This is a genomic window from Methanocellales archaeon (genome assembly GCA_028715985.1).
Lineage (GTDB): Archaea > Halobacteriota > UBA148 > UBA148 > UBA148 > UBA148.
Map to the genome: position 1 here is coordinate 1 of JAQUQR010000003.1, position 24298 is coordinate 24298.

Here is a 24298-nt window from a genome sequence, read left to right on the forward strand (position 1 = left end):
TATACCTATTCGTAGACACTTACATCCATCCCCTGTTGTCGGTCTTCTGCTATCACTCAGGGGATACTTACTTTTTATAAGAGTTTGCATTAAGCTAGAGTTGAGAGGAAAGGTTTTCTACAGAGCCTAAGATTTAATATAGATTGTTCACCTTAGTAATATGGGGGGATATAATGTCGTCCAAAGAAGATGTTATCAAGCAATGTATTGCTATTTTAGGGCAAATTATAGAGGATGGTTCCATCCCAAGAAATATAAGACGGGCGGCTGATGGGGCTCGGGCCGCCTTATTTGATACAAATACGCCCCCTGTTATTAGAGCTGCTTCTGCAATGTCGATTTTGAATGAAGTTAGTAATGACCTTAACATTCCACTACATGCAAGAACGTTAATTTGGAGTGTAGCTAGTCAATTAGAGAGAGTTTCTATTGATATTTAGTTAACGCTCACCCTATTGTTTCTATTGGAGGTATTCCTGAGTTGATTATAATTCTCACTTTCTTTATTCGATAACAACGTTTATATAGTAAAAGTATTATAATCTAACAACAATATGTTAAGTAAATCTAATATATAACTATAATATGCTATAATAATTCCAGTAGAAATAGGGGGGGAGGGGAGCCTGAAACTTTATACACCCGACCTATTTTGATAAAACATCGAGAAAATCAAAAACTAATAAAAAAAGAGATTTTGCTAAAAAAAGCTCATAAAATCCTTTTTGATAAAAGTTGAACTAATGCATAATGAATTGTAAACTCCAGTAGAAATAAAGGGGTGATTACCAAAATCATTATTAGGCATCTTTCCATTGGAGTATTTGTGGGAGGGAATATGTTTGGAACTCAAACAACTATTCGAGGATTTACTAAGCATCAAACCAATCTTTGTGAATAGGGAGGTTTTGCGCCCATCCTATACGCCTGATTATTTGCCCCACAGAAGAGAACAGATAAATAGAATGGCTGCCACGCTTGTAGTCGCTCTTCGGGGAGAGACCCCTTCAAATATCCTGATATACGGAAAGAGTGGCACTGGTAAAACAGCCGTAGTAAAAAATGTTGGAAGAGAGCTTGAGATGATAAGCGAATCCAAAGGAAAACCATGCACCGTTTTGTACATCAATTGTGAAGTTGTAGACACGCAATATCGGGTGCTTTATCACCTGGCAGGATATTTTGATAAGGAAATCCCGCCGACTGGCTGGCCAACCGACCAAGTTTATGCTGAATTTAAAAATGGAATCGATAACGGGAATAGGGCGGTCATCATCATACTAGACGAAGTTGACAAATTGGTTAAAAAGGGCGATGAAATATTGTATAACCTGTCAAGAATCAATTCTGAATTAAATCATGCCAAAGTTAGTATAATTGGCATATCCAACGATCTAAAATTCATAGAGTTCTTGGACCCCAGGGTCCGTTCGTCTCTGGGGGAGGAGGAAATCATATTTCCACCATATAATGCAGACCAGCTGAGGGATATTTTGGAGCAAAGGGCGAGTATGGCGTTCAAGTCAGATGCACTTAGCCCAGAGGTAATCCCCCTCTGTGCGGCTTTTGCCGCCCAAGAGCATGGTGATGCGAGGCGAGCGCTTGACCTACTACGCGTCTCTGCCGAACTGGCCGAGCGCGCCCAAAATAACATCGTTATGGAAGAGCACGTTCGATGGGCGCAGGATAAAATTGAACTGGACAGGATCGTTGAGGTCGTGCGTACCCTCCCAACGCAATCTAAGCTGGTTTTGTACAGTATGGTCTTGCTTAATAGAAAGAGCCTGACTACGGGCGAAGTCTATAAGGTCTACAAAGACCTCTGCCACAAGACTGACATGGCTGATCTAACACAACGTCGCGTGACTGATTTGATATCAGAGCTCGATATGTTAGGGATCGTCAGTGCCACTGTGGTTAGCAAGGGCCGATATGGGCGAACAAAGGAAATATCGGTTAGTATTCCAATAGATCAGATAAAGTATGTACTGCTTGAAGACTATCGGCTTAAGTCACTCGGGGGGGTCCGTCTAAAGTCAGTTAGCATACCTGATACCCAGACCCGATTGTATGGTTAAGTCTTGGATTGGGTAAGTCATGCTAAAAATTAATCTAATGCCTAAATATCCTAAATACGGCACTCTAACTCTAACAACACCCACGATCCAGTCTGGTTTTACCGGATCCGTCAAGACAGGTTGATCATAACCATCATTGTTGTCTCCTTTAGTGATAAATCCTGCATGGGGCGCAGGCTCGCCATTGGGCATCGGCTCTCCTGCATCAACCCAATACATGACCCTATGAATTATTGGGATCACCTCAGGATCTCCATTGGGTCTGTATACTACCACGTCACCATACCCACCAAAAGAGGTGTAGCCTGTCTCTGCACCAACTTGATATGTTTTGATGGTGGTGCGACTAATACCCTGAAGGAATATTAGATCCCCCTTATACATGTTTGGCATCATACTACCCGATGTGATTCCAACCATAAAAGGCCAGGTTCCTGCGAGGAGATATACAATACCTATGCCTAGGAACACCACGGTTGTTGCAAAGACCAAATCCGTTGCCAATTCAATCCAAAAATTATCATTCATTTGTAAACCCCTTAATACACTCTAACGTATAATTTATACCCTACTACACTATTAATATCCTTGTTGATTTTATGGTAGAAGACACTATCCAACGTTTTGCAGAGGCAGGGCATCAAATACATCCAGATGCGGTTGCAATGATACAAAAGCACGAAGGCTCCATTGAGGCGCTGATGCAAGACATACTGACGTCTTTGGATGACTCCGTGTTGGTGGTCACTCCGGAACATGTTAGAAAAGCCCTCTCAAGGCCGTCAGCAGGGGTTCGAGTTTTAAGTGACATTACCAGCGAATCGACGTGTTTTGGCGGTTATGACGAGTTCGTTTTGTATTTTCGTGATAGATATGCCAAACTAAGCGATATGATCCGAGGAAGGGTAAATGCAAGACCCATTGAAAGCCTCAACAAAGTCAGAGGGGATACTGCTGTTATTGGAATGGTATCTGATATTAGGAATACTTCAAACGGACATAAATTGATAGAGCTGGAAGACCCAACCGGGACGTTCCCAGTCCTTCTCCAAAAGAATAAGGGCTTACTTGAAGTATCCAATTATGTCATCTTGGATGAGGTTATTGGCGTTACCGGAAATCTGACAAAAGACGGTAAGCTTTTGATAGCAAGTAATATATTGTGGCCGGACATACCTGTAAAAAACGAGTCCAGAAGAGCATTTGAAAAAGTTTTTGCGGTGCTGACATCTGACATACATGTTGGGAGTAAGACGTTCTTAGAGGGAGCATGGCTTAAGTTCATCAAATGGTTAAATGGCGATCTCGGAGACGATGATCAAAGAACGCTGGCCGAAAAAGTAAAATACATAGTAATTGCGGGCGATTTGGTGGATGGGATCGGAGTCTACCCTGACCAAGAAAAAGACCTACTAATCCCGGATATTTACGAGCAATATCAAAAGGCTGCAGAGTATCTTAGGGAAGTACCAACGCACATCAAGATCATAATCTTGCCAGGGAATCATGATGCTGTTCGACAGGCAGAGCCACAGCCAGCTTTGCCAAAGAAAATAACCGATATGTTTTGCGATCTAAATGTGATGTTCTTGGGCAACCCCTCGTTGATAGAGTTGGATGGCATTAAAGCACTTATCTACCATGGACGCTCTCTGGATGATTTTGTTGCAGCACTACCAGGGCTATCCTATAAAGCGCCAGACAGAATCATGGTTGAAATGCTCAGAAGAAGACATTTGTTTCCGATATATGGTGAACGCGTTTCCATAGCACCTGAGAAGAAAGACCATTTTGTGATCGATAGCATTCCTGACATATTACATTGCGGCCATGTGCACACCATCGGGCTATCAAGGTATCGTGGCGTTACTTTGGTGAATTCTGGTACATGGCAAGCACAGACCGATTTCCAGAAAAGGATAAACCTAGAGCCAGTCCCAGCTCATGTTCCAATCATCGATTTAAGTACGATGGAATCCTCGATCTTGAAATTTGCGTGATGCCAACGTAGGGGATGACGCTATCTCCCTATTTATTCTATTGGCGCCCACCAGTTCACTTGAGACAGCCCTTAATGAACCTGGGGGTTTTCACAGTTCTCGCGCAGAGAGCACCCAAACAGGTCTTAAGTATGTATACTAAACCGCTCAAGAAAACTCCTGTTATAAGATAGGACAATGATGATATATTAATTTAATTAGCATTCCTTATATCATATGATGAGCTCTGAGCAAATCCAATCCTATTTTAATTCACTGGAAGCCGAACTAGAGCGCTGTATCAAAATAGCGAAAGAGGCTAAAATGCGCGGCGAAGACCCCAGTCCAGACCCGGAGATTCTGCTGGCCAAGGATCTTGCTGGCAGGGTAGAAAGCCTAGTGGGCATCAAAGGAGTCGCCCAAAGAATTCGCGAGTTGGAGTCTGAGGTATCCAGAGAGGAAGTAGCTTTGCATATAGGGCTGGACTTCGCTGAAGGCAAAATAGGTAGCAAATCAGGACTCGATTTGGTAGATGGCGCAATCAGGACTGCAGTGGCGATACTAACCGAAGGAATCGTGGCTGCCCCAATTGAAGGCATCGCCCGCGTAGGCGTGGGGAAAAACGATGATGGAAGCGACTACCTGAAAATATATTATTCCGGGCCCATCAGGAGTGCAGGAGGAACCGCCCAGGCATTGTCCGTCTTAGTGGCCGACTATGTGCGCAGAAAAGTTGGCATATCGGAATATAAGCCTAGAATAGAGGAAGTTGAGCGCTATGCTGAGGAGGTCCTTCTTTATAAGAGGATAACGAATCTTCAATACACTCCCTCCAATGAAGAAATTCGCCTGATAGTTAATAATTGTCCCATTTGCATAGATGGCGAACCTACCGAGGAGGAAGAGGTTTCTGCGTACAGAAACTTAGATCGCATAGAGACTAACCGGGTTAGGGGCGGAATGGTGCTTGTGCTGGCAGAAGGACTTGCATTAAAGGCGCCGAAGGTCAAGACCTACGTGGAACAACTGGGTTTAGATGGCTGGGAGTGGTTGGATAATCTGATAATTAAAAAACATGTGGGTGAGAGGGTATCGGGGCGAAAGGAAAAGTTCCTTGAGGGCATTATAGCGGGGAGGCCTGTTTTCTCGCATCCCTCTGCCAAAGGGGGATTTAGATTGCGATATGGGCGCTCGCGCAATTCGTGTTATGCAACTGCTGGGATCCATCCCGCTACGATGAACCTGCTTGATGATTTTATCGCCACTGGCACGCAAATGAAAGTTGAGCTGCCTGGAAAAGCGGTTGGCATCACGCCGGTGGACACAATAGAAGGGCCGACCGTTCGCTTGGTTAATGGAGATGTTTTGCGTATAGATTCAGTAGAGCAAGCCCATGAATTACGTCCGAGCGTTGCAGAGATAATCGATGTTGGGGAAATCCTGATAAACTATGGTGATTTTCTGGAGAATGCTCACCCCCTCGTTCCAGCCTCCTATTGTTATGAGTGGTGGATCCAGGAGCTTGAAGAGAAAAATTCCATCCGAGAAGATCTAAAGGACATCACGCCAGAGAGGGCGTTTGAGTTATCAGAGCAATTTGATGTGCCGTTGCACCCTAAATATACCTACCTGTGGCATGACATCACCATCTCAGAGCTAGATTTGTTGGCAAATCACATCTCTGAAAAAGGGAAATATGGTGAAACTCTCACCATTCCAGTTGATCCAAGAGTGAAAGAGATCCTAGAAACGCTATTGATTCCTCATAAGGTTCGTGGGGACAACATAATTGTCGATCATGCGCTTCCGCTTATTCGATGCCTTGGGCTGGACCAAGACCGGCATAAAGGGGACACACCCACATCCTATGAAAAAACGATTGAAGCAGTATCAGCAATGGCTGGTGTACGAATTCGAGAGCGTGCACCGATCCGAATTGGTGGTAGAATGGGGAGACCGGAGAAGTCAGAAAAAAGGAAAATGCACCCTCCAGTACATGTCTTGTTCCCAACAGGCGGCGAAGGAAGCAGAAACCGCTCATTAAATGGTAAGAAGGGCGAAATTGAAATCGAGTTAGGAATCAAAAAATGTCCCAATTGCGGCATCACCACGTTCAAAAATCTATGTGATTGTGGTGGTCGTACCTTTCCAGTCATGTTCTGCGTAAGCTGTGGCATTTCCTCCGGGGAAAAGGAGCTTTGCCCCCGTTGTGGCAGGAAGACCTCTTCCGTTAGAAAGCAAGCCATCGATTTTAGTGCCCTTTATGCTCGGTCGCTGGAACGATTAGGTGAACGTGCGCCCGAAGAATTCAAAGGCGTGCTAGGCCTAACCTCCAAAAATCAGACCCCAGAACCACTTGAAAAAGGAATTCTGAGAGCCAAGAATGGAACATATGTATTCAAGGACGGAACCATCAGATATGATATAACGGATTTGCCGCTCACCCACTTCCGGCCAAGGGAGATTGGTATATCATTAGATCGGCTCAGTGAGCTTGGATATTGCCTGGATATGGATGGCAAAGCCCTCAAAGATGAAAGTCAAGTGGTTGAACTAAAGCCCCAGGACGTGATCCTCTCAAAAGGTGCTGGAGATTATTTGTTGCTTGTTGCAAATTTTTTGGATGAGTTATTGGTGAAATACTATGGTATGGACGCCTATTATAACATCCAATCGGTGGATGACTTGATAGGAAAATTGGTCATCGGGCTTGCGCCCCACACATCTGCGGGAGTTCTGGGGCGAATAGTTGGCTTCACCAGCGCATCCGTATGCTATGCCCATCCGTTTTTCCATGCAGCGAAGCGTCGTAATTGCGATGGTGATGAGGACTGCATAATGCTTCTGATGGACGGACTGCTCAACTTTTCCCTTTCATATCTGCCGGATAAACGCGGGGGCAAGATGGACGCACCGATCGTGCTTACCACGCGCATAAACCCGAGCGAGATCGATAGCGAGGTGCATAACATAGATCTACTGAGGAGGTATCCACTGGAATTCTACGAAGCATCTCTGAAACATGCCGACCCAAAGGACATAGAGGTAAAAATGGATACAATCGGAGCAAGGTTGGGATCTTCAACGCAATACGAGGGCTTTTACTTCACACACGACACCTCTGATATTGCGGCGGGCCCGATGAATAGTGCATATAAGACATTGGGAACCATGATCGATAAAATGGAGGCGCAACTAACATTAGCAAAGAAGATTAGGGCTGTCGATGCAAGGGATGTGGCTGAACGCGTCATAGTCTCACATTTCTTACCAGATTTGATCGGCAATTTACGTGCATTCTCAAAACAAAAAATGCGATGTGTTAAATGCAACGCGAGGATTCGGAGACCTCCACTTAGGGGCACATGCCCCAAATGTGGTGGTAAGGTGATACTGACAGTGCATGAAGGATCTATCAGGAAATATCTGGACATCTCGCTGAAAACAGCAGAAGAATATGATATCTCCAACTACACAAAACAGCGGCTTCGTTTGATAGAACTTGAAATCAACTCGCTTTTCGCTTCTGACAAAGTCAAACAGGCAGAATTGGTAGATTTTATGTGAACCTTATGTAAACCCAAATGATTTTGTCTTCTGATAGGTCTATCATAGCGAATAGCCGAATAGCGATAATGGGCTACTAAAAATGACCAAGAAAGTATTCAAAAACATGAACAGTAGCAGTTTATGAAGAAGGAAGGGAAATTAAAGATAATAAGAATTTTTTAAGAAGGAATGAGATGGCAGCTACAGACGAAAAGATTGACGAAATATTATCCAAAATATTAGATCGTATTTGTCAAAATCCACTTATCTTTGTTTCAGAGACGGACATACATTTTTTAGTAATGGGAGAATTAATGAAAATTCCAGAATTAAGTTATGATTCGCTACATTCTACAAATTTAACAATTGGTTTGAATAAACAAGGAAAACCCTCAGAAAATAAATACAAAACAATGGCAGTCCATAAAGAATATGGACATCATGATTTACCTAGGGCAAGAAGCGATATTGTAATTCTTAATCCCAAAGAGATTGAAAAAATCGATGATCCACTTAATTTAAAAGTCAATGAAAGATGGATAGAACCTGATTATATTTTCGAATTCGGAACTGAAAAAGCTGCTAGAAGTGAAGACATTTTTAAGAAACATTTGAATAGCGATATTAAGAAAACAAAAAAAGCAAGAAAAAAAGGTTATGTAATTCATATTCAAAGAAATATTTGTAAATCAAGAGGTATAAGGCGATCCAAAAATAGAAGTAAATATGAAGGATACTCTGATGTTATTAAACGATCTCTTACTGGAATCGACCCCAAAATTAAAGTTCTTGTGATCCTTGTTGATATAGGCAATGAAGGTAGAGGTATATATAAAGAAGGCAAAATAAAAATATTCAAGAATGGTAAATTTATCGGAGTTAATAAAAATAAAGTTAAAGAAGAAATAAAAAAGATACTTTAATGTTTGAAAGTGCCCCCACCTCTAAGTTTTAACCCCTGAAATTATTGAGCATAACAAGTATTATGTTCTATTAGTGCCATATAAAGTTATGATGGGTATTGGTATTTTTCTTTGCACCTGCAACAATACGTCAAGCATCGATTTCAGGGAAGTCAAGCGGAGCATCGGAAAAGAAGTGGAGATCGTCGAGGTTCACGACCTATTGTGTCAGGAAGACGGGCTTGCATATATCATAGATGACATTAGACGAAAGGAACTCGACTCGGTCATCATAGGCTGTACATTCAAAAAACGAATTTTCAAAGAGCTGGTTGAAGGAATGGGATTCAAAGGCGACGACATCAGCCTGTTAAATCTCAGAGAGCATTGTGGATGGGTTCATGATGAAAAGGGTGCTACTGAAAAGGCAAAGCGTTTGCTTCTGGCAGCCATCGATCGTATAAAGACAAGACCTAAGGTTGAGAGCTTTGTCATCGATGTGGGATACGATGTATTGGTGATAGGAAACTCATCCCTCGGGGTAACGCTCGCAAAAAACCTCTCAAAGTTGGCTAATGTACAACTTTTGATGAACTCTGCCTCAGGACTCACCTCTTTAGAGGATGTGTTGGTTCATATTGGATCTGTAAAAGACGTGAAAGGAACAATGGGCAATTTTTCTGTAGATGTAGAAATAGTGAAAGGAAAAATCGATCCAGAAAGATGCATCATTTGTGGATTGTGCGAGAATATATGCCCGAAAAATGCAATTCAATCTGGTTTAGTGTATTCAATAAATGATTTATGCAATGAATGTGGCGACTGTACTGATGTATGCCCCACCGGTGCCATCGATCTAAGTTATAAAAATGAAACACTAAAAGCCGGCCAGCTCTTGGTAATCGGAGATTGGAAATATCCTGTGCGAGACGGCATTTACTTGTGCGGAGACGATCCATCCTCTGCGGTATTGGAAATCGTTTCAAATCTCGGAAAAATTAAAAAACGAAAGGTTTTGAGCCTGAACCTAGAAAACTGTGCCGCAGGGAAAAGCGAAATGGTGGGCTGTGAACTCTGTGAGATTGCATGTCCCTATGGTGCGATAACACGTGCTGGAGATAGAATCTCGTTTGACGAGGTTGCATGCAGGGCTTGTGGAGTCTGCTCTGCTGTCTGTCCAATCTCACTCCCTCAACTGAGGGAATGCCCAGAAGACGCCATCTATTCGCAGATAGAGGTCTTGCTAGGCAAAACAAAAAAAGACACAAGTCTCAAAGTGCTAATGTTTGCCTGCTTGGAATGCGAGAAAACTCTGGATTTTGTCGGTAGAAAACGACTTCAATATCACCCTGTTCTCCCATTGTTCGTTTCGTGTGTTGACTCTGTTTCAGAGGCACACATTCTTCGAGCCTTCGATATGGGTGCAGATGGGGTTCTACTGCTGGAATGTGAAGACTGCCCGCATGATGCTGTGGCAGGAGAATTGGCAGTAAAATTTGCCAATATGGCTCTGGGCGCATTTGGTCTGGGCGAGCGAGTAAAGCGTATCCAAGTCAATGCAGATGAACCAGGCACTTTCGTGAGTGCTGTAATGTCTTTCGTACAAGGTTTGAGTCCATCTCCCATTAAAGAGAAGAAACCAATCAAATTGGACAAAACAGCAAAGAGAGACGTCATATTGGGTTTGGTTCATGGTCTCTCGGTTAAGACAGGGATATCGCCAAACTTCGTTGAGGAAGATACGAGATTTCCTTTTGCAGACATCCACATCTCAGAAAAGTGCACCCTATGCAACGCATGCATGAACATGTGCCCCATGAATGCGATAATAAGAAAAGAGAATAAGGTCAATTTCATCTATGGGTATTGCATCTCATGCGGGTTGTGCGAAAAAGCATGTCCAGAAGGGGCACTTAGATTGAACAAAGTGCTCGATTTTGCCAAACTAAGCGATCTAAAAGAGATCACTCTAGCTGAGTCGGAGCTTGTTAGGTGCGAGGCATGTGGTAAAGCGTTTATAACTAGGGCAGCATTGAATCGCACATCAAATTTGATACGCGGGTTAGAGGGAACCGATGAACTCAGTACGGAAGAGCGTTTGGGGCTGCTCAAATATTGCGAGGATTGCAGGGCCGTGAGGGCGTTAGGAAAGGTTTTGGAGAAAATAAAGTGACAGAGATCGAAGAATTTTTGAAATTGAGAGAAGATCTATATGCGTTTTTATACCGAATGTACGTAGAGGAGCCACCACGTGAGCTTGCTGAAGACCTGGTTAATAATACGGTTACGATTCCAGACCTGAAGCCCTTGAACGAGGATATGGCCGAGGGCTTTGAGAAGTTGAGGGAGTTCATGAAAGCGAGCAAAGAGGTGGATGAGGTTCATGAAAGGTTGACGGATGAGTACACCCGCCTTTTCCTAGGGCCCGGCAGTCCTCCAGTTCCCCCCTATGAATCCATGTATGTAGGTGGAACTATGGGGGGGCCGTCTCTGTTAAGGCTTAAAAAGGATTATAGGAAAGCGGGAATCGCAAAGTCCAAAGAATATCCAGAACCAGAGGATTACATCGCATTCGAGCTAAAATTCATGTACCATCTATGTGAAGAAGCGCTAAAAAAGGGGGAGCGCATGGGGAAATACTGGGAGCTACAAAAGGAGTTCATGGACGAGCATCTGATTAAATGGGTGCCGGATTTCTGCGACGACCTGTACAAAAGTGAGCATTCTGATTTCTACAAGAGCATTGCAAAGATCACGAAGGGCTTCATACTTATGGATAAGGATTGGATAGATGAATGTGAGGGGGTTTTTTAGTATTTTAATTAATTAATAAACGTAACTGTTTAATAGGATTAGTCGTATAATACTATGAGTTTTAAATTAGGAGGAAAATAATGGCGGCAAAATCAAAATCTATCCTCAGTGAACTCAAGATGAGCAGACGCACCTTCGCCAAATTGACTGCACTTGGTGCGGCTGCAACTCTTGGAGGATACGCAACTTCCAAGAAGTTTACAGGCAAACTATTTGAAAAAGCTGCAGCAGCACCTACGACAAATCTGGTTAAAACCATCTGTTCTCACTGTGCAGTGGGTTGTGGTGTGCTCGGAAGAGTAGAGGATGGCGAATTAGTTCGAATGGAACCTTGGACAGATCATCCGATAAATGCGGGTGGAATGTGCTCTAAAGGAACATCCATAGCAGAGATGGTAAATTCAGAACGTCGTCTTAGGTACCCCATGAAAAAGAAAGATGGAAAATGGGGGCGCATATCTTGGGACGAGGCATTGACGGAGATAGCAAATAAACTAAAAGACGTTAGAAGCAGGTATGGACCAGACTCAGTGATGTGGATGGGCTCTGCGAAGATGACCAACGAGGAATGTTATCTTTTCAGAAAACTCGCTGCATTCTGGGGGACGAACAACGTTGATCACCAGGCGAGAATATGTCACTCCACTACAGTGGCTGGATTGGCTAACACGTGGGGCTTTGGCGCTCAGACGAATAATGTGAACGATATGCGGCACTCGAAATGCATATTCTTCTGCGGCTCCAATGCGGCAGAGGCACATCCGGTGAGCATGCAGCACATCCTTGAGGCAAAGGACCGGGGTGCAAGGATTATCGTCGCTGATCCGAGATTCACGAGAACTGCTGCAAAGGCAGATCTATTTGTGAGGTTCCGTTCTGGAACCACCGTTCCACTGCTGATGGGAATATGTAACGTTATAATCAACAACAACTGGCACGATAAGAAGTTCATAGATAACAGGACGATAGGATTCGATGACTTCTGGGAGGTTTGTAGAGAATATACTCCTGAGGTCGTAGAGGATATCACCTGGGCTCCGGCTGATCAGATACGGGAAATGGCACGAATGCTTTACGAGAACAAACCCTCGGCAATCGTCTGGGCGATGGGACAGACGCAGCACACCGTAGGAACGAATAATATCCACATGTCGGGAATCCTAAATCTGATCCTCGGTCATTCCGCCCAATCAGGAGGTGGATGTCAGCCATTTAGGGGGCATGACAACGTGCAGGGCTCTACCGACGCATGCATTCTGGCAGACAATCTGCCAGCCTATTATGGTCTGACAGAAGCTGCATGGAAGCACTGGTGTGCAGTTTGGGGTGTTGATTATGACTGGATGCTGGGCAGGTTCGAGAACAAGGAACTGATGGAAAAGAATGGCTTTACTGTCTCAAGATGGTACGAGGGCGTTCTGAAGCCAGAAGCTGAAATCGATCAGCCACGCAATCTCAAGGTGGTCTTCGTCTGGGGACACTCGTTGAACTCCATTACTCAGATGAAGAAGATGAAAGAGGCTATGGAGAAGATCGATCTAATCGTCAGCGTTGACCCACATTCGACCATTGCTACGTCCTTGGCAGACAGACCAGACGGCATCATAGCACTTCCAGCATCTACGGTATTTGAGAAGGCGGGGAGCGTTACAACTACCGGAAGGCAGGTACAGTGGAGATTCAAACTAGTTGAGCCAAGATACGACAGCAGACCAGACATGGAAATCCTGCTGGAGTTGGCAAACAAACTGGGCTTTGGCGCCGAGTACACGAAGAACTTCCGCCAGTACCCGGAGGACGTCCTGAGAGAGATGAACAATGGGATGAGATCAATCGGCATGATTGGACAGACCCCCGAGAGAGTAAAGAGGCAGATGGAGAATTCAGCCACTTTCACCAATAGAGACACTCTGCGTGCTGAAGGTGGCCCTTGTAAGGGAGAGTATTGGGGTCTACCATGGCCATGTTGGACCGATACACACTGCGGAACGCCCATACTTTACGATTCAAGCAAGCCTGTGAGTGATGGAGGGCATGACTTCAGAGTTAGGTGGGGTGTAGCAGTACCTGAGAACGCTCATAACAAGCACGTCGGAGAAAGCCTACTTCGAGGAGACAATCCAGTACCCCAATCTGGATATGCCTATGACCTTACTGGTACCGAGATAAACAAATATCTCGCTGCAGGCAATCCACCTACTGGAAGGGGCAGAGCCAGAATCTGGGCATGGAACCTGCCAGACCCAGTTCCAATACACAGGGAGCCAATAGAAAGCCCAAGACCAGATCTCGTAGATAAGTATCCAACTTATGCGGATGCCCCAAAATTCTTCAGGGTCATGACAGAATACAAAACCTTCCAGCAGTCCAGGAGGAATTTGGTTGAAAGATACCCAATTGTCCTGACTACGGGAAGACAAGTTGAGCACATGGGTGGCGGGGCAGAGACAAGATCCTGTCCTTATCTAGTAGAACTTCAACCAGAGATGTATGTGGAGATCAATCCTGCCCTGGCAGCAGACCTAGGGGTCAAACACTGGGATATGGTGTGGGTTGAGACGTTGAGAGGAAGGTGCAAAGTGAGAGCATACGTTACTGAGAGAGTGCCCTATGACGAGAAGAGGAAGCTGGTTTTCATGCCATATCACTGGGCAGGGATTTTTGAGGGAGAATCCTATGAGGACAGATACCCCAAAGATACCGCCGAAATGGCACTCGGAGACTCGTGCAACATCATCACAGTCGATGGATACGACAGGGTAACACAGATGCAGGAGACGAAAGTCTGTCTCTGCAATGTCTATAAGGCATAGGAGGAATGAAAGATGACAACATACAAGGTCTTACCTATCATAGAGCGATGCATAAAATGTGGGGGCTGTGAGGTAGCATGCAAGCAGCAGAACGACGTTCCAATGGGCATACGTCGCATTAGAGGTATAACTCTCAATGAGGGAACACCTAACGAGATGAACGTGCCATTATCGTGCATGCACTGTGCAGACCCTCCGTGTATGGCTGCATGCCCCGCGAGAGCAATATCCAAGCGAGAGGATGGCATCGTCTTAGTTGACAAGGACAAGTGCATTGGTTGCGGCTACTGTTCTTGGGCCTGCCCATTCGGAGCTCCACAGTTCCTTGGAGGATTGCCCTTCACTACCAGGGGCAAGATGGATAAATGCACTTTATGCGTGACGCCCTTCGAGCAGAAGGATGAGAATGGTGATAGAATTGAGAGAGAGCCCAATCCAAGATGTTCGGCTTTCTGTTCAACCAAAGCCCTACTCGTCGGAGATGCAGAAGAAATCAGTGCAATCTATCGGGAGAGAGTTGCAGCGAGGCTAAAGCCAGGGACCCTACTGTAGATAGGACAAAATAGATATGATAAAGGGGAGACAACACCTTCTATCTACCACCTTTTCAATTACAGGGAGGAAATGGGGTGAAAAAAGGTACTGGTAGAAAGATCACGGTCACCATAGGCTTACTTGCCATAATAGCAATGTTCAGTGCAATCAGTGCAAATGCCGCTGATGTTAGCGAGATATTGAGTAACATAATGCGACCAGATTGGGAGGCAGAGGCACAAAGTTTGAATGCGGCCAAAGATCTCTTCGCTCAGGCTTTACCAGTTGTAATAGTTCTTGGCGTCATATTGGGTCTTCTCCGAGGTAGGAGCGCAAGAAAAAAACCCATGGTTCCAGTCATTGCAAATGGGAAAGTAAAGCGGCACCCATTCAGCATATTGTTCGAGCATTGGACTCACACGATAGGATGCATCATGTGCATCATAACCGCGGTTTTTTTGTTACTTGGAACCAGGTTTGGGTGGCTAAAGACATTCTCACCATTTTTGATGGCATACAAGCTGCACTTCATCGGTGCAGGCATCTTGGTCTTCGCCAGTCTTTTCTACATAGTGAATCACATAATCGCCGGTGACAGAGAGATCCTACCAGTTATAAGCGATTTTAAGGACTCAATAGCAGAGACCATGGCTATTATGGGTGTTATTGGGGATGGAGCCTTCTTCGGAATTAGGGGGTTGTATTTGCCCGAGAAACTCAAGAGACCTCTGGCCAATCTGCTTGCAAAGATAGGTGTTAAGGAACCACCCCATGCAGGGAAATGGCTTCCTATTGAAAGGGTGGAAACTCCGGCTTGGGCGATTCTCGTGGGCGCAATCATACTCACAGGAATCGTCAAGACACTCAGATATACGCGGGAACTATCCCCCACCCTCGTACATATTGCGACCAAACTTCATCTCATAGTGGCTATCCTGATACTGCTTCTCCTGATCGTGCATATCCTCACTGCTGCTGTGATACCTCCATCATGGCCACTTTTCAAGTCCATGCTAACCACTAAGGCATCTGAAGAGTATGTGAAAGAACATCACCCGGAGTGGTACGAGAAACTGAGGAGAGAGGGTAAGTAGTTAACTTGCTCTCTATCTATCTTATTTTTATTTTTTTGAATAACTGTATTTATGGGTCGTTTTTAAATCTTATCGAGGCAATAAATAAATAGGACAAGTTATGAGATCAGCCATCATACTGGCCGGTGGCAAAAGCACTAGAATTAATACGAACAAGTCCATGGCTCAGATCGGAAAGAAGAAGATGATCGAGCATGTGCTTGATAATGTTTCTGGGATTGTGGATGAGGTGCTCGTTGTTGTCGGTGACGTAGCTCAGAGAGAAAAAATTTCCCCAGTGATCTGTAGAGCGAGGCTAACCTATGATTCCATCCTAGATTATGGTCCGGTGGCAGGCATCTTGGCTGGACTGCAATGCGCAAAAGGCGACTATGTAATGGTAGTTGCTTGTGATATGCCGTTCGTCAATCCAGATGTCGTCGATTTTCTATTTTCTTTGGCAAAGGGGTATGATGCAGTGGTGCCAAGATGGCCAGATGGCAATATAGAGCCGTTGCATGCCGTTTACAAGAGGAAAAGCACGATCAAGGCCTGTGAAGGCGCCATACAGAAGGACGATCGCAGGATCATATCGCCGTTAAAAGCTTTGTCAAGGGTTAGATATGTATCAATCGAGAAGATAAAAAAGATCGATCCTGACCTAAGGACGTTCATCAACGTGAACACCATGGAAGATCTGGAGAGGACATCTAAGTAAAAGCGTGTGAAGTCTATAAAATACAAATCTATAAAAACCTTGCAACATTCTTTTACATCATATTATTATATGTGACTTAGATTTAGTCAGCGCTGTGGATATAAGGTGGACACATGGTAACTGAGATCGCGAAGAAGGGTTTGGAATACCTAAAGAAAAACGAAGTGATAATAGTCGAAAATCTGTATTGTGAAGAGTCGCAATTACTTAAAAAGATTAAAGAATTACAAGCCTTTTAGTCAAACAAATCTTTGGCTGTAATTACAAAAACGTGGCTTAATCGCCTAGTATTAAATTAATGCCTCGCAATTTATTACGTGGTGGAGAGCGGCTTTTTGGGTGATGTTTTGGTTGTTTCTGATAATGAAATAGCTATTAAAGAATAAAACATATGCAAATTGTCGGTTAGAAAAATTATGAAAAGAGACATGAGTGTAAGTTTATGGGAAGTGAAGATACCTATCAAAGGATTGATATCTATACAACATGATGGAGCAGTAGTGGATAAAGTTGAGTTTCATCTCGCCGAAGACGATCTTGTAGCTAAAACTGTTGTAGAAGGCTCTTTTGGTAACGTGATAGCTAAAGCCATAAAGCGTGTAAACAGAGCACTTGATAAAATAGCGTTAGAGGGGGGCGCATCCATACGAATTGAAACAAGTGGAATAAGGGCCAGTCAGGTTAGTAACCCTATCGGAGGGACGAGCAGACGGCTTGGAGGCAGTATGGCACAGATAACAATAAAAGTGATGCACCCAATTGATGAAGGTACTTTAAGCAAGGCTGCTAAGTTAAGATCGAATATACGAGATGAAGATAAAAAGCGAATTTTTGAAAAATCATTAAGCCACTATAGAAATGGTCTAAATGCCGAGTCTGATGGAAACCCCAGAGGAGCATTCCTTGATTTTTGGGACTCCATCGAAGTGATCGCTACTAAATATGGTCAAAAGGGTGGGGATACAAAGGATAAAATCTGTGATTGCTTTGAAAAATATCTTGGGGAAAGAAAAGAGAAAGAAATAAAAGAACTCTGCAAAATTAGGCAGGATGCTGCACATGGTTTGAAAGATACAAGCGATCCAGAAGAAGTAAAAATTATGATTGAAAAACCCCCTCAAATGAAAGATTTGGCAAGACAATTTTTAATTTCTTTTGGTTAAAGTAGAATAATCAAATAAAAGGCGGATATTTCGTTGCAAAGCCCAATCAACGTCGTGGATGCACCCGAATTCATTGCTGGGTGAAATGGTTAGCCTCATAGCAATATAAAATTCCTTAAACTAAATGGTATCCTCAAGCTACTCGATGGAATAGGTTTTGACTATTTATGTATTTAATTACTTAAATTATCTAAAGGCGAGCTTCCTTCAGAGCGCTCTCCAGTTTATGGACCTTATCATAGTATTCTTTTAGCAATCTACGTCCCCTCTCGTTCAGCTCGGTACTGCCCCCCTCGTTTCCGCCACGCATTGAAATTACGACACCCTCTCCTAACGACTCCTTCATCTTTTGGACGAGGCCCCATGCATGTCTGTATGACATTCCAAGTTTTTCTGCAGCCTTAATGATTGAATGCTCTTCGTCTATTGCTTCTAACAATCTTGCTCGACCCTCACCCAATACGGGCAATCCATCCTTTTCCAGCCATACTTTTGCTTTTAATTCGGTCATTGTTTTAGTATATGGATGGCAGTAGCCTTAAAGGAAACGATAACTTCGTCTCCTTCTTTAAGTCCGATATCTTCTAGGGATCGTTTTGTGACCAGCGCAATTATGGGAAAGCTACAATTAACATTCACTTGTATAAGAGCGCCCAAAGGCACTATTTGGGTTATCATTCCTTTGAAAGAATTTCTTGCGCTGCTCTTGTCTCTAGAGAGCACAAGTGTGATATCTTCTGGTCTGAGGCACAAACGTACCTTATCGCCGACCGAATAGTTGGATACAGCCTCTATTCTATGACCTTTAATGCTGACAATGGTAATTCCGTCTTCGTTTGACTCAATCACTCCTTCTAGGATATTCTCCACTCCAACAAATTCAGCCACTCTTTCGTTTATCGGCTCATTGAATATTTCTCTAGGTGTGCCAACTTGTACAATCTCGCCATCCATCATGATGCCAATTCTATCTGCCAGAAACATTGCCTCCGTCTGATCATGTGTGACGTGAACCATGGTGATATCCAATTCTTTCTTTATTCGCTTCAGCTCTTCTCGAAGATACTTTCTTGTTCGTGTGTCTAAGGCAGATAACGGTTCATCCAAAAGTAATATCGGGGGTTCGATGGCAATGGCTCTTGCAATAGCAACCTTCTGCTGCTCTCCGCCACTGAGCGTATCTGGATACCGATTTGCAAGGTGCGAAATATGCAACAACTCTTCAAGCTCCTCTACCTTACGTTTAATCTTGATTTTGTTCATTTTGCGCAGCTTGAGACCAAAAGCAATGTTCTCCTCGACCGTCAGAAACGGAAAAAGAGTGTAATCTTGATAGACCATACCTATGTTGCGCTTCCGTGGCGGTATATATGTAATGTTTTGATCGTCGATGAATATTCTGCCCTTCTCTGGGCGATAAATGCCTGCTAAAGTCTCCAACAGTACAGATTTACCTGCGCCTGTGGGTCCCAAAATAACAAAATACTCGTTATCGTAAATCTCAAGATCAACGTCACGTAAAAAGAACTCACCAAGATCCTTTGAGACGCCCTCTATTTGTATCATTTTCACCACATATAAGCGTTAAGATTAAAATGCATGAGTAAATCCTCCATACCGTTCAAAAATGAAGAGTGAGACAAGCGATATTATGATGAGAATCGTTGCAGACGCAATAGCTAAATTAAGCTCACCACACGACATATTCAAGTATAATGAGATGGGTAAAGTCTCTGTTTTCAATCGTGTTGCACCAGCGACCATAAGTGCAGCGCCAAACTCTCCTATCCCCTTCGACCATGTTATAACCGAACCTGCTAAGAGTCCATCCTTGGCCATTGGTAGCGTCACCCGCCAAAATGCTTGACTTTCCGTGCAGCCGAGCGTCTTAGCGACGCGCTCATAACGCGGATTGATTCCTTGAAAAGTCCCTCGAAGTATCCTAAACATATATGGTACGTTGACAAAAAACTGGGCAATAATGATCCCTGCAGGCATGAAAACAAATACCAGCCCCATTTCAGCAAGCGATTTTCCGAAGTCAGTCGTGCCGAATAGGATCAACAATGCCACTCCAGCGACCAAAGGCGGTAAAGCTAGGGGGGCATCCAAGAAGGTGTTAACCAAAATCTTGCCCGAGAACTCGTATCTAGCTAGTGCGTATGCCACTGGTATTGAGATGGCAATACATAGAACGGTGGATACCCCTGAGGTCAGCAAGCTCAATTTTATGGCGAATCGTATTTCCTCTGTAAGCATGCTGTCCATTAACGCCGATACCGTAGTGTGCGTGACCAAGCAGATAATTACCGCCAAAATAAAGGCGGTAAGAATTAAACTTGCCGCAATCGTGCTGATTTTAATTTTGGACTCCTTCAACTCTTCTAACATATTCTCTCTATTTTTAGTTCTGCTTTTTCTTATGGGTTATTTTTCCTTCCCGATATCAGATATGCTACCGCTAGGAGTCCAACGATTGCGAAGGCTGCTTCAAATCCCGGTACGCTTGGCTCTGTTAGTGCTGGTGCTGGGGTTAGTATTGGTCTAACTGTAGGTACTGGTGTTGGTTTGGGTGTCGGTGCTGGTGCAGGAGTAGGTGCTGGCGTTGGCTTGGTTGTTGGCGTTGGCGTAGGTTCTGGTGTCTCTTGTGGGTGCCCTGGGTATGATGGTGTTGGCGTGGGTGCTGCTATTAGCGTTGGCGTAGGTGTTGACACTGAAATAGCCTCTTCGTATTCTGGATTTGGATAGGCGGTAAAGCCGTGCTTCTCAAAGATGGCTTTGCCCTCCTCCGAGGCTACGAAATCGACGAACTTTTTCGCCGTATTTGGGTACTTGGTGAAAGTCGTTGTGCCCATAGGTACGATTTGGATCTCATTTTGTTCTCTGGGTATCTCTATGACATCAATCTCTTTGACAAATTTTACTGTATCCCACCAGTTGATTGATGCATCAGCTTGGCCCATTGCGATCATCACCATCACCTCGTTCATGGTAGGCACGGTCGCGATCACATTCGGCCAGACCTTTTCGTAGAGGTTGTTTTTCTTCAATATGTCCACGCCGGTCTTACCCGTTGCCGCAACCTGAGGATCGCCCCACACGAGTTTTACACCTTTCCTGGCAAGGTCTTCCAGACACATAATATTCGCGGGATTGCCCTTGGGCACCGTAATTACCGGTATATGGTAGCAGACCATCTGCTGGTAATCGATGAACCCCTTCTCGGCCGCGATTTCGATGTACATGGTCTCCCCAGGCATATAGCAGTCGCCCGCCTTCGTCAGCTCCATCTGGCTGAGCAGTGCATTGGAGCCAGCATAGTTATACTCTATTTTCACTCCATGTTTCTCATAAAAAATGCTTCCAATCTCGTCCATCGGCTTTCGCATCCCGGCGCCGCAATATACCATGAGTGATGTAGCAGTTTCTTCAGGAATGGCTGCAGCTGCCCCGGTCACATAGGGTTTCAGATCCTCTGGTATACTCCCATTCCCAACAGCAGGCACAATGGCAGGTTGTCCCATATCTGAAAAGATCTTCTGTCCAGGCTTGCTGATGATAAATTTCACGAATTCCAGACCAAGATCTGCGTTATCTGCATTCTTCGGCACGGTGATGCCGTATACCACCGGCGATCCTATATTTATATTCCCATCCGATGTTTGCAATTTGACCTTTTTGTAACCATCGGCATGATCCACACTGCTTAGATCTATCTGCACAGGCAAATCGACGAAGGAGAGACCGTGCTGCACGGCTACGCTCCGGTACTCAAATGCATAGTCAAGCCCCCCCTCCTCCACAAAGGCCACGAGCTCTACCGATTTAGGTCGTATGTCCACCTTACTGGTGTCTGGTTTCATGTCTTCCGGCGTCTTTATAAGGTATGTTCCATCCGCCTCCTCACTGATCGTAATTGCAGTTTTGTTAAGGATTAAATCATCGAATATCTGGCCATCACCGTAGTGCAACTCCGCTAGTTGAAAGACCATTACTGTACGATACCCGCAAGGGTCGAGGTTCGGATTCGAGAAGCCGAATACCACTCCATCTCGACGCAGGATCTCGTACCAGTTTTCTGGAGTTATTTCTTTTGCATAACTGCTCTTTTCAGGATTGTACGCAAGCACAAGGTCATTAGTCGCGAATCTAACGTCCCAATCGGCAAAATCTGGGTACATCATGCTTGGTATGAGTGAGTAATCTGCGGATGCGAGCACTTCTGCTATCTTCCCAACCTCAGTTATCTGTCTTATGGCCTCAACACTGCCATGTGACTGGCGTTGCACATCCACTCCTGGGTGCAATGCTTCAAATTGTATAGCCGCCTCTTCCAAAGGCACTGCTAAGCTCCCTGCATGGAAGACCCTTATTATTTGGGTTCCCTGTGCTCTTGCTGGTATGCAAGGCACTACCAATGTACCCAGAAGTAGTGCGATAACCACCCCTAATATCCTTAATTTTCTTTTTTCCATTTTCATCCCTTCGATATGAAAGTTTTTACTATTCAATGAGCAAAGCAAATTTTGCGCCATTGGGCATAAAGGTTTCGGATATCCGAATCATTATGTAATTCGTTATAAATGAACGGTTTTTATATGGCTTGTTCAACAATATGGCTTGTTCAACAAACACTTACTTTGAGAGAAAAAATGATTTAGAGTTACTTTACACTCATCCACTCACAACGTGCACCGAAGTTGCTTTGAAGGTTGCGTAGACGTCATCACCATTTTGCAGTCCAAGAATCTCACGTGATTGCTTGGTAATAAGCGCAACAAGATTGATATCTAGTTTCACCCGGGTTAAAGCGCCTATGCTCTGTAGTTCTCTTATTTTACCACTCATAACGTTCCTAGCACTGCTGTCTCCTTTGCTTTTTGATATGGTAATGTCTTCGGGTCTAACGAACACTCTCACAGCTCCATCACAATATTCTGTAACAGCGAATATAGTCATGCCAGAATTAATCTCTATTTCAGCAATACCATTCTCCTTATTGCGAACATTACCATAGAGTATATTTTCTACACCAACAAAGTCGGCTAATTCTTCGTTCAGTGGTTTGTTAAATATCTCATAGGGTGTGCCTACTTGCATCAATCGGCCGTTCATCAATACCGCTATCCTATCAGCGAGCACCAACGCCTCCGTCTGATCATGTGTGACGTGAACCATGGTGATACCGAATTCTTTCTTCACTAGCTTCAGCTCGTCTCTTAGGTAGTCTTTCGTTCTGGGATCTAAGGCAGATAACGGTTCATCCAAAAGTAATATGGGGGGTTCGATGGCAATGGCCCTTGCAATAGCCACCTTCTGTTGCTCTCCGCCACTGAGCGTGCTTGGATAACGATGCGCGAGGTGCGAAATCTTCAGCCAGTTCATTATATCCTTCAATCTTGCACTATTCGTATTCGATTTTGATGTCCTCTTTAATTTCAAACCGAATGCTATGTTTTGCTCAACTGTCAAATGGGGGAATAGGGAATAATCTTGATAAATGAAGCCAATTTTCCTCTTTTCTGGGGGAATAAGCGTTACATCGCGCCCCTCAATCCAGACATCTCCTTTATCAGGGATGTGGAATCCAGCAATGGTCTCAAGAAGTAACGTTTTACCTGCGCCTGTGGGCCCTAAAATAACGAAATATTCTCCTTTTTTTACATCTAGTGTTATATCCTTAAGGGAGAACTCTTTCCAATCCTTGCATAAGTCTCTTACTTCTATCATTTCTTTCTCCGTTGGGGCATGCGCAATAATATGAATATCACTAGGCAAATCAGAATCAGCAAAACTGATATGGGTCTTGATGCGCGAAGTCCAAAAGAGGTAAATTTCTCAAATATCAAAATCGGCGCTGATATGGGATGGTATGCAAGGATCAAAACGGCTGAGAACTCGCTTATTGCACGTCCCCAGCTTAGGATCGCTCCGCTCAGTATGGAAGGAAAAGCAAGTGGGAACGTTATTTCCCGAAATGTTCTCCATTGGGATGCGCCTAATGAGCGAGCTACATTCTCTAAACGCGGATCAACCTCTTTAAAACCCTCTGTCGCAGTATCCACTAAATAGGGAAGGCTCATGAAGAGCATGGCAATCACAATTCCTGAATAAGCATCTGTAACTACAATACTCAACTTTCGAAGCGGTGCACCGATCAATCCATGCCGCATGAACACACCATATAATGCAATTCCGGCGACGACATGCGGGATCATCAAAGGAACATCCACCAAACCCTCTATTATGCTCTTACCCGCGAACTCCTTTCTTGCAAGAAAATAAGCTAAAGGGACACCGAAAAAGAAAGCGACTAAGGTAGCGATCAGAGCCATGGATATGCTGATACCGATTGACTTTAAAACGACAGGGTCGGTTGCAGCGGCAGTTAAACCCGAAAAATCTTCCGCTTGTTTGTAAAACATGTTTCCAAGCGTAATAAAAACAAAGGCAACAAGCACTAGTCCTAAAAAAAGGAAAATGGTAAAAACCCTCTCCTGCTTTATCCTCTCAAATGATAATTTCGAAATTTTTTTCATTGTATTCATTTCCCATACTTTATATCCTTTCTACAATTTTATCGATATGGGATATTTGTTTCTATTGCATTATCTATATGTAATATTTTACCACTCGATAGCTATATAAACAAATGACGGCCATATAAACATATTT

Annotated in this window: 20 protein-coding genes; 13 read left to right on the top strand and 7 right to left on the bottom strand. The window is 44.1% G+C overall.

The window, feature by feature from the left end; all coding sequences use genetic code 11:
* Window positions 1–173 precede the first annotated feature (173 nt).
* Entirely contained in the window at window positions 174–440 is a 267-nt protein-coding gene (locus tag PHI74_03890) for a UPF0147 family protein (GenBank protein MDD5485152.1), read from the top strand.
* Window positions 441–842: 402 nt separating this feature from the next.
* Window positions 843–2078 (top strand): ORC1-type DNA replication protein, encoded by a 1236-nt coding sequence (locus tag PHI74_03895; protein ID MDD5485153.1) that lies wholly within the window; start codon window positions 843–845, stop codon window positions 2076–2078.
* Here the strand turns inward: PHI74_03895 and PHI74_03900 are convergent.
* Entirely contained in the window at window positions 2037–2606 is a 570-nt protein-coding gene (locus tag PHI74_03900) for a signal peptidase I (protein MDD5485154.1), read from the bottom strand. The genes PHI74_03895 and PHI74_03900 overlap by 42 nt on opposite strands.
* Before the next feature lie 71 nt (window positions 2607–2677).
* On the opposite strand from PHI74_03900, the gene PHI74_03905 reads away from it, so the two are divergent.
* From PHI74_03905 to PHI74_03955, 11 genes are all read left to right on the top strand, one after another.
* Window positions 2678–4078, top strand: a complete 1401-nt coding sequence (locus tag PHI74_03905) for a DNA-directed DNA polymerase II small subunit (protein MDD5485155.1) — start codon at window positions 2678–2680, stop codon at window positions 4076–4078.
* Between the two features lie 216 nt (window positions 4079–4294).
* Entirely contained in the window at window positions 4295–7624 is a 3330-nt protein-coding gene (locus PHI74_03910) for a DNA polymerase II large subunit (GenBank protein MDD5485156.1), read from the top strand.
* A 176-nt stretch (window positions 7625–7800) separates the two neighbouring features.
* On the top strand, window positions 7801–8529 hold the full coding sequence (locus PHI74_03915) for a hypothetical protein (protein MDD5485157.1): 729 nt from the start codon (window positions 7801–7803) through the stop codon (window positions 8527–8529).
* Between the two features lie 88 nt (window positions 8530–8617).
* Window positions 8618–10681 (top strand): 4Fe-4S binding protein, encoded by a 2064-nt coding sequence (locus PHI74_03920; GenBank protein MDD5485158.1) that lies wholly within the window; start codon window positions 8618–8620, stop codon window positions 10679–10681.
* 56 nt (window positions 10682–10737) lie between these two features.
* Window positions 10738–11322 (top strand): molecular chaperone TorD family protein, encoded by a 585-nt coding sequence (locus PHI74_03925; GenBank protein ID MDD5485159.1) that lies wholly within the window; start codon window positions 10738–10740, stop codon window positions 11320–11322.
* 80 nt (window positions 11323–11402) lie between these two features.
* Window positions 11403–14135 carry a formate dehydrogenase subunit alpha gene (locus PHI74_03930; GenBank protein ID MDD5485160.1) on the top strand — a complete coding sequence of 911 codons (2733 nt, stop codon included), beginning with the start codon at window positions 11403–11405 and terminating at the stop codon, window positions 14133–14135.
* Window positions 14136–14147: 12 nt separating this feature from the next.
* Window positions 14148–14687, top strand: a complete 540-nt coding sequence (locus tag PHI74_03935) for a 4Fe-4S dicluster domain-containing protein (GenBank protein MDD5485161.1) — start codon at window positions 14148–14150, stop codon at window positions 14685–14687.
* Window positions 14688–14764: 77 nt separating this feature from the next.
* Entirely contained in the window at window positions 14765–15763 is a 999-nt protein-coding gene (locus PHI74_03940) for a hypothetical protein (GenBank protein MDD5485162.1), read from the top strand.
* A 100-nt stretch (window positions 15764–15863) separates the two neighbouring features.
* Window positions 15864–16460: a molybdenum cofactor guanylyltransferase gene (locus PHI74_03945; protein ID MDD5485163.1), complete on the top strand. Its 597-nt coding sequence runs from the start codon at window positions 15864–15866 to the stop codon at window positions 16458–16460.
* A gap of 113 nt (window positions 16461–16573) precedes the next feature.
* Window positions 16574–16699 (top strand): hypothetical protein, encoded by a 126-nt coding sequence (locus tag PHI74_03950; GenBank protein ID MDD5485164.1) that lies wholly within the window; start codon window positions 16574–16576, stop codon window positions 16697–16699.
* Window positions 16700–16876: 177 nt separating this feature from the next.
* Complete coding sequence (locus PHI74_03955; GenBank protein MDD5485165.1) at window positions 16877–17623, top strand: hypothetical protein; 747 nt, start codon at window positions 16877–16879, stop codon at window positions 17621–17623.
* A 190-nt stretch (window positions 17624–17813) separates the two neighbouring features.
* Here PHI74_03955 and PHI74_03960 read toward each other — a convergent pair whose 3' ends face one another.
* From PHI74_03960 to PHI74_03985, 6 genes are all read right to left on the bottom strand, one after another.
* Window positions 17814–18134 (bottom strand): LysR family transcriptional regulator, encoded by a 321-nt coding sequence (locus tag PHI74_03960; GenBank protein MDD5485166.1) that lies wholly within the window; start codon window positions 18132–18134, stop codon window positions 17814–17816.
* On the bottom strand, window positions 18131–19189 hold the full coding sequence (wtpC, locus tag PHI74_03965; protein MDD5485167.1) for a tungstate ABC transporter ATP-binding protein WtpC: 1059 nt from the start codon (window positions 19187–19189) through the stop codon (window positions 18131–18133). Before wtpC (PHI74_03965) ends, PHI74_03960 begins: the two co-directional genes overlap by 4 nt.
* Window positions 19190–19213: 24 nt before the next feature.
* The gene (locus PHI74_03970; protein MDD5485168.1) at window positions 19214–20014 is read right to left on the bottom strand and encodes an ABC transporter permease; all 801 of its coding nucleotides are present in this window, start codon (window positions 20012–20014) and stop codon (window positions 19214–19216) included.
* A 29-nt stretch (window positions 20015–20043) separates the two neighbouring features.
* The gene (gene wtpA / locus PHI74_03975) at window positions 20044–22098 is read right to left on the bottom strand and encodes a tungstate ABC transporter substrate-binding protein WtpA (protein ID MDD5485169.1); all 2055 of its coding nucleotides are present in this window, start codon (window positions 22096–22098) and stop codon (window positions 20044–20046) included.
* Window positions 22099–22297: 199 nt separating this feature from the next.
* Window positions 22298–23353: a tungstate ABC transporter ATP-binding protein WtpC gene (gene wtpC / locus PHI74_03980; GenBank protein ID MDD5485170.1), complete on the bottom strand. Its 1056-nt coding sequence runs from the start codon at window positions 23351–23353 to the stop codon at window positions 22298–22300.
* Window positions 23350–24162, bottom strand: coding sequence for an ABC transporter permease (locus PHI74_03985; GenBank protein ID MDD5485171.1), 813 nt, complete (start codon window positions 24160–24162; stop codon window positions 23350–23352). Before PHI74_03985 ends, wtpC (PHI74_03980) begins: the two co-directional genes overlap by 4 nt.
* Between the last annotated feature and the right edge of the window lie 136 nt (window positions 24163–24298).

What these genes read in the sequence shown, in the direction of transcription:
- PHI74_03890 (MDD5485152.1), top strand. Translation starts at nt 174, where the DNA reads ATGTCGTCCAAAGAAGATGTTATCAAGCAATGTATTGCTATTTTAGGG.
- PHI74_03900 (MDD5485154.1), bottom strand. Translation starts at nt 2,606, where the DNA reads ATGAATGATAATTTTTGGATTGAATTGGCAACGGATTTGGTCTTTGCA.
- PHI74_03905 (MDD5485155.1), top strand. Translation starts at nt 2,678, where the DNA reads ATGGTAGAAGACACTATCCAACGTTTTGCAGAGGCAGGGCATCAAATA.
- PHI74_03910 (MDD5485156.1), top strand. Translation starts at nt 4,295, where the DNA reads ATGATGAGCTCTGAGCAAATCCAATCCTATTTTAATTCACTGGAAGCC.
- PHI74_03915 (MDD5485157.1), top strand. Translation starts at nt 7,801, where the DNA reads ATGGCAGCTACAGACGAAAAGATTGACGAAATATTATCCAAAATATTA.
- PHI74_03920 (MDD5485158.1), top strand. Translation starts at nt 8,618, where the DNA reads ATGATGGGTATTGGTATTTTTCTTTGCACCTGCAACAATACGTCAAGC.
- PHI74_03925 (MDD5485159.1), top strand. Translation starts at nt 10,738, where the DNA reads ATGTACGTAGAGGAGCCACCACGTGAGCTTGCTGAAGACCTGGTTAAT.
- PHI74_03930 (MDD5485160.1), top strand. Translation starts at nt 11,403, where the DNA reads ATGGCGGCAAAATCAAAATCTATCCTCAGTGAACTCAAGATGAGCAGA.
- PHI74_03935 (MDD5485161.1), top strand. Translation starts at nt 14,148, where the DNA reads ATGACAACATACAAGGTCTTACCTATCATAGAGCGATGCATAAAATGT.
- PHI74_03945 (MDD5485163.1), top strand. Translation starts at nt 15,864, where the DNA reads ATGAGATCAGCCATCATACTGGCCGGTGGCAAAAGCACTAGAATTAAT.
- PHI74_03950 (MDD5485164.1), top strand. Translation starts at nt 16,574, where the DNA reads ATGGTAACTGAGATCGCGAAGAAGGGTTTGGAATACCTAAAGAAAAAC.
- PHI74_03955 (MDD5485165.1), top strand. Translation starts at nt 16,877, where the DNA reads ATGAAAAGAGACATGAGTGTAAGTTTATGGGAAGTGAAGATACCTATC.
- PHI74_03960 (MDD5485166.1), bottom strand. Translation starts at nt 18,134, where the DNA reads ATGACCGAATTAAAAGCAAAAGTATGGCTGGAAAAGGATGGATTGCCC.
- wtpC (MDD5485167.1), bottom strand. Translation starts at nt 19,189, where the DNA reads ATGATACAAATAGAGGGCGTCTCAAAGGATCTTGGTGAGTTCTTTTTA.
- PHI74_03970 (MDD5485168.1), bottom strand. Translation starts at nt 20,014, where the DNA reads ATGTTAGAAGAGTTGAAGGAGTCCAAAATTAAAATCAGCACGATTGCG.
- wtpA (MDD5485169.1), bottom strand. Translation starts at nt 22,098, where the DNA reads ATGGAAAAAAGAAAATTAAGGATATTAGGGGTGGTTATCGCACTACTT.
- wtpC (MDD5485170.1), bottom strand. Translation starts at nt 23,353, where the DNA reads ATGATAGAAGTAAGAGACTTATGCAAGGATTGGAAAGAGTTCTCCCTT.
- PHI74_03985 (MDD5485171.1), bottom strand. Translation starts at nt 24,162, where the DNA reads ATGAAAAAAATTTCGAAATTATCATTTGAGAGGATAAAGCAGGAGAGG.